Annotated in this window: 15 protein-coding genes; 7 read left to right on the top strand and 8 right to left on the bottom strand. The window is 51.0% G+C overall.

Annotated features, from left to right (window positions below):
* Nucleotides 1-15: 15 nt before the first annotated feature.
* A complete protein-coding gene (locus LWH94_RS09490) occupies nucleotides 16-783 on the top strand; it encodes a 3'-5' exonuclease (RefSeq protein WP_232902027.1) in 768 nt (255 codons plus the stop codon).
* Between the two features lie 106 nt (nucleotides 784-889).
* On the top strand, nucleotides 890-1,339 hold the full coding sequence (locus LWH94_RS09485; protein ID WP_232902026.1) for a hypothetical protein: 450 nt from the start codon (nucleotides 890-892) through the stop codon (nucleotides 1,337-1,339).
* Nucleotides 1,340-2,356: 1,017 nt separating this feature from the next.
* Here LWH94_RS09485 and LWH94_RS09480 read toward each other — a convergent pair.
* The 4 genes from LWH94_RS09480 to mobI form a co-directional block, all read right to left on the bottom strand.
* Nucleotides 2,357-2,653 carry a hypothetical protein gene (locus LWH94_RS09480; RefSeq protein ID WP_232902025.1) on the bottom strand — a complete coding sequence of 99 codons (297 nt, stop codon included), beginning with the start codon at nucleotides 2,651-2,653 and terminating at the stop codon, nucleotides 2,357-2,359.
* A 92-nt stretch (nucleotides 2,654-2,745) separates the two neighbouring features.
* Nucleotides 2,746-3,816, bottom strand: coding sequence for a plasmid replication protein (locus tag LWH94_RS09475; protein WP_232902024.1), 1,071 nt, complete (start codon nucleotides 3,814-3,816; stop codon nucleotides 2,746-2,748).
* 16 nt (nucleotides 3,817-3,832) lie between these two features.
* On the bottom strand, nucleotides 3,833-4,144 hold the full coding sequence (locus LWH94_RS09470) for a hypothetical protein (protein WP_232902023.1): 312 nt from the start codon (nucleotides 4,142-4,144) through the stop codon (nucleotides 3,833-3,835).
* Nucleotides 4,125-4,727 carry a conjugative transfer protein MobI(A/C) gene (mobI, locus tag LWH94_RS09465; RefSeq protein ID WP_232902022.1) on the bottom strand — a complete coding sequence of 201 codons (603 nt, stop codon included), beginning with the start codon at nucleotides 4,725-4,727 and terminating at the stop codon, nucleotides 4,125-4,127. The genes LWH94_RS09470 and mobI overlap by 20 nt, the downstream gene beginning before the upstream one ends.
* A gap of 486 nt (nucleotides 4,728-5,213) precedes the next feature.
* Between mobI and LWH94_RS09460 the strand changes: the two genes are divergently transcribed.
* The 4 genes from LWH94_RS09460 to ltrA all read left to right on the top strand — a co-directional run bounded on the left by LWH94_RS09460 (nucleotide 5,214) and on the right by ltrA (nucleotide 8,805).
* The gene (locus LWH94_RS09460; RefSeq protein ID WP_232902021.1) at nucleotides 5,214-6,191 is read left to right on the top strand and encodes a ParM/StbA family protein; all 978 of its coding nucleotides are present in this window, start codon (nucleotides 5,214-5,216) and stop codon (nucleotides 6,189-6,191) included.
* A 29-nt stretch (nucleotides 6,192-6,220) separates the two neighbouring features.
* Nucleotides 6,221-6,538 (top strand): hypothetical protein, encoded by a 318-nt coding sequence (locus tag LWH94_RS09455; protein ID WP_232902020.1) that lies wholly within the window; start codon nucleotides 6,221-6,223, stop codon nucleotides 6,536-6,538.
* Nucleotides 6,539-6,563: 25 nt separating this feature from the next.
* Entirely contained in the window at nucleotides 6,564-7,028 is a 465-nt protein-coding gene (locus tag LWH94_RS09450; protein ID WP_232902106.1) for an H-NS family histone-like protein, read from the top strand.
* A 409-nt stretch (nucleotides 7,029-7,437) separates the two neighbouring features.
* Complete coding sequence (ltrA, locus tag LWH94_RS09445) at nucleotides 7,438-8,805, top strand: group II intron reverse transcriptase/maturase (RefSeq protein ID WP_442914980.1); 1,368 nt, start codon at nucleotides 7,438-7,440, stop codon at nucleotides 8,803-8,805.
* 88 nt (nucleotides 8,806-8,893) lie between these two features.
* On the opposite strand, the gene LWH94_RS09440 is transcribed toward ltrA, so the two are convergent.
* Genes LWH94_RS09440 through LWH94_RS09425 form a run of 4 tightly spaced genes read right to left on the bottom strand, consistent with a single transcriptional unit; the run spans nucleotide 8,894 to nucleotide 11,118 of the window.
* On the bottom strand, nucleotides 8,894-9,610 hold the full coding sequence (locus LWH94_RS09440) for a FlhC family transcriptional regulator (protein WP_232902019.1): 717 nt from the start codon (nucleotides 9,608-9,610) through the stop codon (nucleotides 8,894-8,896).
* Between the two features lie 23 nt (nucleotides 9,611-9,633).
* Nucleotides 9,634-10,206, bottom strand: coding sequence for a transcriptional regulator (locus tag LWH94_RS09435; protein ID WP_232902018.1), 573 nt, complete (start codon nucleotides 10,204-10,206; stop codon nucleotides 9,634-9,636).
* Nucleotides 10,207-10,228: 22 nt separating this feature from the next.
* Nucleotides 10,229-10,825, bottom strand: coding sequence for a lytic transglycosylase domain-containing protein (locus LWH94_RS09430; RefSeq protein WP_232902017.1), 597 nt, complete (start codon nucleotides 10,823-10,825; stop codon nucleotides 10,229-10,231).
* Nucleotides 10,822-11,118: a helix-turn-helix domain-containing protein gene (locus LWH94_RS09425; protein ID WP_232902016.1), complete on the bottom strand. Its 297-nt coding sequence runs from the start codon at nucleotides 11,116-11,118 to the stop codon at nucleotides 10,822-10,824. Before LWH94_RS09425 ends, LWH94_RS09430 begins: the two co-directional genes overlap by 4 nt.
* 841 nt (nucleotides 11,119-11,959) lie before the next feature.
* Here LWH94_RS09425 and LWH94_RS09420 point away from each other — a divergent pair.
* Nucleotides 11,960-12,508, top strand: coding sequence for a hypothetical protein (locus LWH94_RS09420; protein ID WP_232902015.1), 549 nt, complete (start codon nucleotides 11,960-11,962; stop codon nucleotides 12,506-12,508).
* Nucleotides 12,509-12,521 lie beyond the last annotated feature (13 nt).

Here is a 12,521-nt window from a genome sequence, read left to right as displayed (position 1 = left end):
TGATATAACTCTGTTATGAGAAAACAACGTAAACATTTGAGGCCCGACGAAGCCGAACGTTCTGGGTTCCTGACCAGAACTCAGCTCAAGGCAAGAAAGCTGATGCCAGGCGCATCTACCTTTCCAGCGGGTTCTGTATGGCAAGGCTATCGGAGCTATCCCGTTTATCGACCAGAAGACTGCATTCCCTGGAAGTCTACACCCGGCCCTTCGCAACGACGACGAATGGATTGTTCAGCTCAAGCGCGAACTCTTCTGGAAGAGGGGTGCATCATCATTGATACAGAAACCACGGGGCTGGGTGATCGGGATGAGATCATTGAGATTGCTGCAATTGACGAAACTGGAGCAACCCTGCTTGAGACAACGCTTTGTCCGGTAACGACAATTTCTGAAGAGGCATTAGAAGTACACGGGCTGACGGTTGCAGATGTTGCTGAATCCCCTGTGTGGCCAGAGATTCATGCCAAAGTGGAGGCGTTGTTCTCAGAGGGCACAGTCGTCGCTTATAACGCACCCTTCGATTTGAGACTGCTTTCTCAGACCGCACAGGTTCATGGAGAAGCGCTTTCCGCTCCAGTGAGTGGTATTTGCGCCATGCGCTTGTTTAGTCGCTGGATGGGCTCTGAGAGCGCCTCTGGTGGCTTCAGGTGGGTTTCGTTAGGTGAAGCTGCGGCTTACTGCGGATACACCCCTGATCGGGCACACAGAGCTCTCTCTGATTGTCGCTCAGTTTTAGCGGTGCTTCAGTATCTTGCTGCCCGTAAAAGTGGTCGTCTTTAGGCTTACCTGGAAGTGTTTGGCCAATACAATTCTCTTATGTCAGTGATTGCACCGGTTTGGGAATATTCTGACTAGACTTCAAGAAACGGTTTTTAAGGAAGTTGTAGTGATTGAGCTGTTACCGCTGATTGTCGTCGGCCTCCTCATTTCGACCCTGCTCCTAAGACGATCTTCGCGTAAAGCGATGGGTATTGAACTCTCGTGGCTCCAGGCAGTTAAGGTGGTGACTGTCAGAGCGGCTGTCGGTATTGGCACAGGTTTTCTGGTTGGACGAGTTGTTGGCGAAGCCTTATCGAACGGCTGGTTTTCGCTTTCGGTGTTGCAAGAGAACGTTTTTCTGTTTGCACCGGTCGGTGTGCTTTGTGCCATCGCATCATTTTTCACTTATCGAAAACTGGTGCAAGTAGTATCGGGGCGGACGGTCAGTATTGCTGTGATGGCGCGATCCGTTGCCTGGGAGCTGGGTTACTATGTCAGATTGCTTGCACTGGTGTTTGTTGTCCTCCTAGTAATCCTGCTCTTCTTGCACTGGTCTGGTTTGTTGGCGAGTTTTTGATCATCCCTCTACCGGTGCAGGGTTATAATAAGTTCTTTTAGTTATTGATTAAAAAAGGGCTATATAGAGGTTAGTGATGTTAGAAAGTGGCCTATCCCCCTGTTCTATAAAGCCTTTTCATTAATAACCGGTGCAACAGACCTACCGAAACCAGTGCTCCATACCTACTGAAACCGGTGCAGCAGACCTACCCATGTATCTTTAACCAGTGCTTTTACCCACAAGTTTTCCACATTTTTAGGCGATTTTTGGCCCATTTTGGCCATTTTCGGGTAAACCGGTGCAACAAACCTACTGATTGAGCATTCAGCTCGATGTCCACTATGTTCGTTTTTTGAGCGTTATAGGTCGTTATTTACTGAACCGGTGCAACAAACCTACTGAAAATGTTGCGCATTTTTTGACCGGTGCAGCAAACCTACCGTAACCGGTGCAGCAAACCTACCGATCAGGTTTGGCTTATCAACAGGCTTATCCCCAAATTCTGGGGATAACTTTTGCCTACTGGATCCATTTCAGGGTCATTTTTTGATTCTTTGCTCAAGTTTTGCTCGCCCGCTACTTTTGTCAACCTTTGTCCACACCTGTAAACCGGTGCAATAAACCTACCGAGTCCAGTTTAGACCCTCAAACCGGTGCAGCAAACCTACCGAATTCTCTTCATGATGTGAAAACCGGTGCAACAAACCTACCGAAACCGGTGCAGCAAACCTACCGATAGTTTCTTGCGGGATCTCTGCTTAACTTTTACCCAATTTTCTCCGTAGTGCGTGTTTAAAGGGTCACTTTTTGCGCCGTTTACCTTTGTCTATCTGTGTCAATCTCTGTCAACCCCCGCAAACCGGTGCAACAAACCTACCGAAAACCGGTGCAGCAAACCTACCGGAAATCCCCCAGGCTTCAAAACCGGTGCAGTAAACCTACCGAAAACCCGCGTCGAAGGCTGTTGGATTCATCACGCCTTATGAAACCGGTGCAGCAAACCTACCGATGCAGTGACTGGCCTACGTGCAGGAGTTATCCCAGAAGCCCTTGTCGATCAAGACGATCACAAAGCTCTGAAACGTCAGCTTCCAGCACATCCAGGTTAAGTGAATTAGCAACGGACGTTATCCGCTTCATGATGAAGCTGTCCGGGTCATCTTCGGTGACATAGGTGGAGCCCTGGGAACCTGCGGTGTCCTGACCAACCAGATTGATCAGGAGAAAATGCCGGTACATCCTTTTGTCGATGTCGTTTACTTCATCCCAGGCCATGAGCAAGCCGGATCCCTGGGCGATTGATATGGATTCGGTGTTTGATTGGATAGCCATGAAGGTCTGTTTGTTGCGTGAGTTGAGAGGTTTACTCAACGCAGTATGTCATGTGAGAGCAAAGCAGGGTAGGGCGGTTGAAACAGGGGAGGTCAGCCCTCCCCATCACTCGGAGCGTCCAGCATTTGCTTCGTTTTTTTCATTCGCAACGCCTTATTACGCTGGTTTGCGCTGATTACGTCCTTGATGAACTTAGGGTGAGGGTAGATCCAGTAGGTCGCATCTATCACTTTTTGCTTACCTTTCATCTCCTTATCTTCGTCATACCTGGCAATGACCTCGTGCTTCTCCAAAATATCGAGAGCATTGCGCATAGCACGTAGATTTTCACTCATTCGCTTCGTAAGCCCTCTCGGACTTTGCTCCAAGAAGGAGACAAGCTTCGGCGTGTAAGGATTCTCAGCACTCGCCTGCGTCCAGTATTGCGCCATCCGTTTGTAGATATATCGCGCCAACGGGGATCGCAGCTCCATTCCGAGTTTGTAATTGTACTGTCGGAACGTCAGATTCATGATCGACTCGTTCACCAGAGGGTTGAACTGAACATAACATCTGGCGTCTCGACCTCGCTCCTCAAGATCCTTTTGCGTTGTCAGAGCGAGTAACCCAAAGAAGTTCGAGGTGATGACTGAGCGGTTGTCGCTGGAATAACACTCCAACACAGCTCCCCGGCAAATAAAGAGAGCTTCTCGAAGCTCTTGGAAGCTGTATGTGTGACCCATTTGTTCCAGCTCGGTGCGAAGCTCATACAGTGAAAAGCTGACACCTGCCTTGCCGTTTACATAGACACCCTGACCGCTTACAGCGAGCTTTCTGAGGGCATCTTCGACAAGCTCTTCCCGTTGGCCTGGGTAGATCAATACCGAGTCATCGTTGTTTCGTTCGATCAATGCAGGCTTTACTTTGACTGTAAACTTCGCCCCTTTGATGATGCACTCACGGGTTCTGCTCGCAGATTTCAGGTCGTGTTGCTCCCTGGACGACCAAACGTACTTCGGAAGCGCATCGTAAATATCGACCGTGTTCGAGTAGTCCTTTTGCTTCGGTTTCGATAGATCAAAGTGCGCGAACAGCTCCATCTGTTCATTGTGCTCAGTCTCAAGCTCATCCGATTCCTCAGCAGCTTGCAGCTCCTCGATGGTCGGGTAATCACTTTTGCCCATGCTTATTGCCCTCCTGTCACGCACTGAGCGCCGCTAGAATCAGAATCAGGACTCCCGCCGCTACGGATGCTGCCAGCAATCGGTTTGCCCACTTTGTTTCAGGGGTACACTGTACCGTATTTGCAAAGCGAGTGGCCTCCTGCTCGAAACGTTTATGGGCCGCCTCACCTCGTTCTGTCGCTACAGAGTCAGCAGAGTCCGTTGGCTTGCGGAATCGGAACCATGCACCGCGCTCACGATTTGGGGTTATCAGCATCTCGCATTTGCCAAGTTTCGCCAGCTCTGTCGCTGATACAGATTTGCCCATATTATTCACCATCCGTTTCATCCTCCGCTCCCGCCGCACTCTCTACTTCCGGCTCACCGTAGGTCTGGTTCAGCAGCCTTTCGTACTCCCGCAGCCGGTATTTCATCTGAGTAAGTGCTGCCGCTCGCCTCCTCAGTAGCTCGTAGCCATTTTCGGCCTCTTCAACCAGCTCTTTGAGCCAATCAGGATCTCGGACGAAGTGATGCCGTGAGTATCTCATCTGACTGCCTTTCTTGAGATAGCGAGAGAACACCTTGGCCTTCGACCTCTTGCCCTCTTTTTTCGGGTTGGGGTTCGGACGCTGCCGAAACCACTGAAAACTCACCGAATCCTTTTGCAGAAACACCCTGGTTCCCAGGTACGTCTTTGCTTTGTCCGAGCCTTCGCTTTCCCTGACGGCTTTAACGCCGTCCCAATACGCATCCGCTATCTTTTGTCCTTGTAGAGCAATGATCCGTATCTCCCTCTGGATCTGCTCTCGGAGGCTCTGTACGAACATTCTTGATTCTTGATTAAGATCGTCCGCAGCGATGTAGAACCTCTGGGCTCCCATCTCTTCGCTGACTTCTAATAATTCTTCAAGCTCATCTTGAGTGCCAAGCATCGCTTTCTCTCCAGAAAAACTTTCCAGTCCCTTTCCACATAACTATCTATGTGAAAAATCCCCGCACTTTTTTCACAAAGAGAGAACGGGCACCCAAATGCTACCCCACGCTGCATCTTTGTCAATCGGCTAGTTTTCACAATTTGTGCAAATTTACCCGTTCATTTTGTCGTCATCTACTTCCTCATTTTAGGCAGTAGTTTTTCACAAATTGTGTTTATTAGGACATATTTTTTTCATTAGTTGATGGAAAATTTCGAGCTTCGACCTGTAGGCCGAGCGGAGGCTCACCAGCGCCTAATGGGCTGACCGAGCCATGCCAAAGGTGGCGCACAGCACCAAAATCCTCCAATTCGCCTTTTTAGAGTCCCTTTGCGCCCTTTTTGGGCAATTCCAGAGGCCACGGTTCGATGGGAAAGGTTTTATCCTCTCTCGGAGTCTTTTTTGAGGCTGTTACCAGACTGTTTCTATCGAAGGAGAATTGGTGTGTTCGTATTAGGTTTGGACATTGGATACTCGAATCTGAAAATCGCTATGGGCCACAAAGATGAAGGCATGACCACGAAGGTTCTACCTGCTGGTGCTGGCCGCGTGGAGCTTATGCCCCGGAATATGAGTGCAGGTATGGGCAACGACTTTCTCCAGGTCGTCATTAATGGAGAGAAGTGGGCAGCAGGCGTGGAGCCTTCCCGTTTGCAAGGATGGGAACGGGAGCTGCACCGAGACTACAAGTCCACGGATGTCTACAAAGCTCTCTTTTATGCGGCCTTGCTGGTGTCTGAGCAGACAGAGATCGACATGCTGGTAACCGGTCTTCCTGTTGACCAGGCGAAAGATGAGCAACAGAGAAACGAGCTTATTGAGTTGCTGAAGGGCGCTCACCAGATCACTCCAAAGCTTGAGGTCACGGTCAAAGATGTGTTGGTCGTGCCGCAGCCAGCAGGCGCATATATGGACGTTGTGAATAGCACGGATGATGACAGCTTGTTGGAGGCCATTCAGTTCGGAACGTCTGTTGTCTGTGACCCCGGATTCTTTTCTTATGATTTCACGAAGCTGGTTGAAGGCGAGATCCATTACCACTCTTCAGGGACGAGCCTTAAAGCGATGTCCCGTTTGCTTCAGGTAGCCGATGAATTGATTTTGGATGACTACGGTGGCAGTCCAGGTGTAGAAGGACTGGAGCGGGCCATTCGCACGGGTAAGCCGCCGATGGTCTTCGCACGGCGCATTGAACTGGATGAGTATCTTGCCAAAGCCGGGAAAACTGTTACGAGGGAAGCAGTAACATCCATGCGCAAAGCAATGCGGGAAGACGGCATGAATGCCGACATAGTGATTCTGGCAGGTGGCGGTGCCTCTGATTACGCTGAAGCAGCGAAAGAGCTTTTCCCACGCAGCCGGATCATTGAGCCTAAATCTCCGGTATTGGCCAACGCTCGCGGTTTCTGGCACTGCGGATAATGCCAATTGGGGTAAGTCCAGGAGGGGATATGACACGCAAAAAAAACTCCAAATGGGACGGGCAATTCTCGAATTTAAAAATCTCAGAACAAGGTTATCCAGAGCTTTATCGGGAACTTGCACATCTACATCATAAAGAGCGCAGCGACCGGCTGCGCTCTCTTGCGCTTCTCGGGCTTTATTCTTTGCACAGATTGGGCCAAAATAACGAGGTGACGGGCTCCGTACCAACACCAGACGGGGCCATGCCTGAAGACGAAACTACCGAAGCTGAAGTTTCGCCTAGACTAGACAGTGCGAAGATGGAGTTAAAGGGGCGTCTTCTTGGGTCTGTTGCGACGACTTGAGAAAATGGTGTGAGATTTGAGTTCCATGACGAATGAAAGTTCAAGCCACGAACAAAATGAAAACGATGCTTGTGAAGGTTGCGTCGAGAATCTTGCTTTGAATCACAAACGGGAATTAATCGTTGCCGAGTTCAAGAGGAAGCATAAAGTTCGAGCGATCTTTAGAGATTTCCCTGTAGACGAGTTATCCGAGATTGTTGACCGGTTGAAAGGCGTTCTTGATGAGAGAGTCAAGGAAGAGGAGGAGCGCAAAGCAAAGGAGGCCGAGAAGCAAGCTCGGGCACGCTCGATCTTGCAGGATATGGAAAGCCAGGGAATTGATTTTCAGGTTTTACAGGAAGTCCGCGATCAACAAAACCAGCAACAGTCTGGTGGAAGTTCAAAGACAAAGTACGTTAAAGATGGAGTTTCCTGGACAGGCCATGGCCGCCGCCCGGCACCCTTTAAAGGGTTATCGGATTTTGAGCTGGAAAAGCATCGCGTTTCATAAAAAAGCCCCGCAATTTGCGGGGCTTTTTTGGTGCGCCCGGCATGGGCGCACTCCTGGAGGTGCAAGTCCTCCCGTGAGCTGGCCACAGCGAACGAAGTGAAGCGCAACTGCGGAAGGGCGACCGACCGTGGGGAGGAAGCGTGGAGCGTAAACCGTGAGCCGATGAACAAGAATCGGATACGAGGCACTGCCAAGCAGGGCGAGCGGGCCAAAAGTCGCGAAGCTCTTGTGGCCAAGGCGAGGCGGTGTATATCCGGCGGTTGTGCGGTGAAGGAGTGTGTCCTTACCCGGGGAGATCTCGCCTCATGTCTGAAAGGGCGACGTGGCAACACGGAGCGAGAAGTCAGCAGAAGCCATAGTAGCCGCTTGGTCAGGGCGAAGGGCTGAACGAGAAGGAGCGTCAAACGCCTTGTCGATGAGCACTGTAACGCATCAGATGCCCGCGCCAGCGGGGCGGGTCGCGGAACGGGAAGGTGAAGCCTTACCGAATGCGATCAGCGATGAAACAGGGCTCCCGCGGCGAGAACCGGAGGGCGCAGGGCGAAGCCTGCTTGAGCAGGCGTTCGCACGAGAGAATATGCAGCGGGCATGGAAGCGCGTGAAGTCCAACAAAGGATCGGCAGGTGTGGACGGGCTGGATATTGCCCAGACCGCTGAACACCTGCGATGGGTGTGGCCGGAGCTTCGCCAGCAACTGCTGAGCGGCTCCTACCAACCACAACCCGTTCGTCGGGTAGGCATCCCGAAACCGGACGGCAGTGAGCGGGAACTGGGAATCCCCACCGTCACCGACCGTCTGATTCAACAGGCATTGTTGCAAGTGCTGCAACCTCTGATTGATCCCACCTTCAGCGAGCACAGCTACGGCTTCCGCCCGGGCCGCCGGGCCCACGATGCGGTGCTGGCTGCGCAACGCTACGCCCAACAGGGTCGCCACATCGTGGTGGACGTTGACCTGTCGAAGTTCTTCGACCGGGTTAACCACGACATCCTGATCGACCGCCTGAAGAAACGCATAAACGACCCCGGAATCATCCGGCTGGTGCGTGCGTATCTGAACGCGGGCATCATGGATGGCGGTGTGGTCATGGATCGGCATAAGGGCACGCCGCAAGGCGGGCCGTTGTCGCCGTTACTGGCCAACGTTCTGCTGGACGAGGTGGATAAAGAGCTGGAACGCCGGGGGCACTGCTTCGCTCGTTACGCCGATGACTGCAACGTTTACGTTCGCAGTCACAAGGCGGGAGAGCGGGTGATGCACCTGCTACGCCGGTGTTACGACAAACTGCGCTTAGTGATTAACGAATCCAAAAGTGCAGTCGCCAGCGTGTTCGGTCGCAAGTTCCTCGGCTACGCTCTGTGGCAAGGGAGGGGTGGAGACGTTCGACGCGCGGTATCGACCAAAGCGTTACAGGCGTTCAAGCTCAGGATCAGGCAACTGACCCGGGGATCAGGTGGTCGCAGCATGGCACAGGTGGTGGAGAAGCTCCGCAGTTATCTGCTCGGCTGGAAAGGGTACTTCAGGCTGGCACAAACGCCTCGCATCTGGCGATCACTGGATGAGTGGATACGTCGCCGCCTGAGAATGCTCCACCTCCGGCACTGGCGACGGGGCAAGACGATCTACCGGGAGCTGATCCGCTTAGGCGCGAGTTCCTGGGTTGCTGAATCCGTGGCGGCGCTGAGTCGTCGCTGGTGGCATAACAGTCGCTCTGCCATCCATAATGTGCTGACCATTGCCTACTTCGATCGGTTGGGAGTGCCGAGACTCTCGTGAAACCTCAACTTCTCGAACCGCCCGGTGCGGACCCGCATGCCGGGTGGTGTGGGAGGGGCGGAACCTATTGGTTCCCCCCTATCCCGATTTAGTTAACTAGGATTTTAGGATGTTCATCCTTCATTGTGCGTGTGCCCGTTTCCTTGGCTTTTGACCTCTCCATATTCTCTGAGAGACGCACTCTCGCAATGTTTTTTTCACCGGATGCCTGTTGAGGCTGAGGCGACTCAGTTTTTGCTTCAAGCTCTAATTTTGCGCTTTCTGTCATGCCACGATGCATGAGCGCCGTTTCAGAGCAAAACGGACATGAGCCACTGGAGCTTTGGTTGAGAGAAGTGAAGTACGAACAGTGACAAGTCGAACAAGACTCGAACATGGCTTCTTCTGAGCGCAGCTCTGAAGCCAGGCACCATGCGTCCGAGATGGTGAACTTGGCCCTGTTGATATGGGGGTCGATTCTGCTGACCTCGTATATGAGCGCCTGATACATCCTAAATGCACGATCAAGGGCTTCAATATTAACAGAGGTATAAACCTGTTCACCGCCAGTATTAATGTAAAGCTGCATCATTAGTGAGGCATGGATGCGATTTAGTTGGCTGTTGAGCAGTGTGGCCCCACTGCGGATGGTGCGGGTAGTACGATTGGTGGCAAGCTTATAGCCATCATCTTCCAAATCCCGGTATAGCCGCCGTACTTGCTTGTCGGTTAAGCCGGTTTCCAGAATAATGATTCGCGTCACATAACCCATTAACGCCATCTGCCGGGCCTGAACCCATCGGCGCAATTGCTTTCCATTATGCATTATGACCTCCCACCCTGGTCTTGCTATTGCCGCATCGACTCGTTAGCCGACAAGGACTGCTGGTACTTTTGGAAAAAGGATCGCGTTCGTTCTGGGCAAAGTTTTGCTGAAATCAGGTCAGGTATGAGACTCGGCGCAAACCTCAGAGTGAACGCTGTCACCGTGCTATTTGCCAGGTTCCTAAGCTGATTGTCGGTAGCTGCACTGACTCGAAGGGCGAGTTTTTTGGAAGCGCCGAATGCGGCAGCGGCAATTACATGGTCGTGATTATTTGCCAACGATTTCATCAGCAGCCAGTAGGCGGAATCAAATTCGTTATCCGGCCTCATAGCCAGGCTCAAAACTGAGGAGTAATCCCGCTCCAAAATGTCCAAAATTGTGGCTTCACTTGTTTGCAGCCTGAAGCTAATCACAACACCCGAAGCGAGGTGCTGGAGCTGACTTTGTTTGGCTCCGGCAATTGCCTCTATTTGTTCATCTGTCAGGTCGAACTGGCGCTTCGCCTGTTCTGGCGAGTTAACGACGAGCCCCCCCAACAATCCCCAGAGAGTGAGGTCGAATTCGTATAGGTTTCGATCCGGGCGCTCATCAGTCACAGTTAGCGCGTGGTGATCTAGGTCAGTTAGAGACATTCGCGGCATAACGCTCCCTCCCTGATGTTTCCTGAGACTGCATTTGAGAAAGCTGCTGGTAGATGGAGAGAACGCGCCTGCCATATTGACGAGAGCGTTCGGGATCTTCCCAGTGATGGTAACGGCCGATACCTAGCTCTAAATCATTTGGCGCTGATTTAAGAGCTTCTTTCAGGATCTCGGCTCCAGTAGCTAGGTTCTTTGCTGGATCAAGCAGGTCGAGAGGAGATGAAACCCTATGGCCGTGCCAATAGAGGTTGACTTGCATGAACCCAATGTCCACGGAACCCTTGACTCCATTTTCGGCAATAAAGGCTTCCAGTTGTTTGACAGCTTGCTCTTTAGTCAGCGCGTAGAACGGCCCATCAACAGTTCTCAACGTCCATGCCCACGGCGATATATTGTTGTCACCACGGCCAGAGGCTGACTCAGCGAGTGCCACTGAATAAAGCAAGAGAGGATCTATCCCATGCTGGATTGCCGTCTCCTCAAAAACGGTGCCACTGAGCTCAATTGCCTGAGTTACTGGAGAGCTGAGTGCAAGCGAACTGGCGATGGCAATTGCAGAAACAATCTTTTTCACGCCGATGCCCTCGCTTCAACACGTTCCAGGAAGTGTCGTGGCATGAGCGTTGCCGGGTCGTATCGCTCTGGCCATAGAAGCTCTGGCGACAGCCCTAGCGCCTCGGCAATGACATGTTCCCAGCGAGGTTTGCTACGAACTAATGCCATTGATACGGCTTGCCGGGAGGCTCCATGCTCCCGTGCGAGTTTGGCGATGCTCAGCCCACGGATGTTCAACTGAAACTTGATCCACTCACGGCGAAGCTCAGGAGTTTCCGGGATTTGATCAATGTCAGCGACTGCATTTGCCACTGGTCATCCTCCTATCAATCCAGCACAAGCGTTAAAATGTAAGAGTATAAAAAAGTTGGTAACAAAATGACTCTCCAGGCCCCAATTCATCGAACCGCTTGCAACCAAAACATAAATAAAGTTGGTAACTTTTGTGGAGTTAAAATGGCGCTCGCAACGCTGTATCAAACACTTACGGCATTAGTTACCAACTTTATTATCTTGTTACCAACTTTTTTATCACACCACATAAAATCGCGTCACACTATAGCATAAATAGTGTATAGCAATAGGTAGAAACTGTGTGAAAAAATGGCCAAAACTGAATAAGACATAAGTATATAACCAAATGACTTAAAGCAGTGTCCGCAGTGGCCGTGCGGGCGTTAACGCGATTAGGTAAAGAGTTTTTGTGTTTTTCGGGGTGTAAAACAGACAGGCACAGAAAGGCTATAGGAGTTCACGCAGGTTTGCCTTATGGGCTCACTGGATAAAAAAAACCAGCATGCGTGTTTTGAAGAGATTCGCCTCGAAGAAGCGGGGAATGGTGCATAGATGTGGTCTACGTCACCAAACTGACACAAATTTTATGTTACGAGGTTGTCACCGTCAACTTGGTCAATTGATGTCTGTCAATTTTTTAAAACTGGCTTACTGTGAAAACAAAGAAATGAATTTTTGCTGATACAGAAAGTGCAAAAATTTGTAAAAAGAAAGTGATCACATGCCATGTAGGCAAGTGGAGGGAGAATGGTCTATGGGAACTTTCACATGTGAAAGTTGAGCGGTGCCAGCTTTTTCAGGGTTGCATTTTTTGATCCTTCGATATACTGGTAACAAATGACCTTTGGAGGGCGTAGACATGACATCCACCCTGCGAATTTTGAACGGACTGTCTTACGTTGCACTTTTGTTACTGGTTCTCTCTGGATTGCTATTATTTAGCGAGGGTGTCCGTTTCGGTTTGGTGCTGATTGCTGTGCCAGGGATACTGATGGTGATGAGAATGGGAAAGATGATTGTGAAAAGTGGTCTGGCTATTGGTGTTGTGCTTTTTGGGCTCGGGCTTCTCGAAATCCATTACGGGATTGCCAAAACAATGCCTGTGAGCTGGGTGGTGGGATGTGCCGGAGGCGTTATTTGGCTGGTTTATAAAGTGATTGGGGCTATGGCTGCGTGGTTTATGGCTGATTTCAAGCGAGGCCCGAACGGCGAGATCCCATTCCCGGAGCTGAAGGGCAGCAATGCCAACTTCACACACACCTATCGAGGCCATGGTTTTTCAGCGAACGCTGGAAGAGAGAATGGGCAGGCTCACAATGATGGCGCGTCTATCTACAAGAAGTATCATCATTTTGATGGGCCTAATCCTTTTGTCTCAGATGAGAACCTGACTGGTAAGTTTTTCTAAAGATAAGAGGAAG

Origin of the sequence: Marinobacter sp. G11 (assembly GCF_021282325.1) — a bacterium.
GTDB classification, from domain to species: domain Bacteria; phylum Pseudomonadota; class Gammaproteobacteria; order Pseudomonadales; family Oleiphilaceae; genus Marinobacter; species Marinobacter vinifirmus.
Note: the sequence above shows the minus strand (reverse complement) of the source record. Positions and strands in the feature narration are given on the sequence as shown.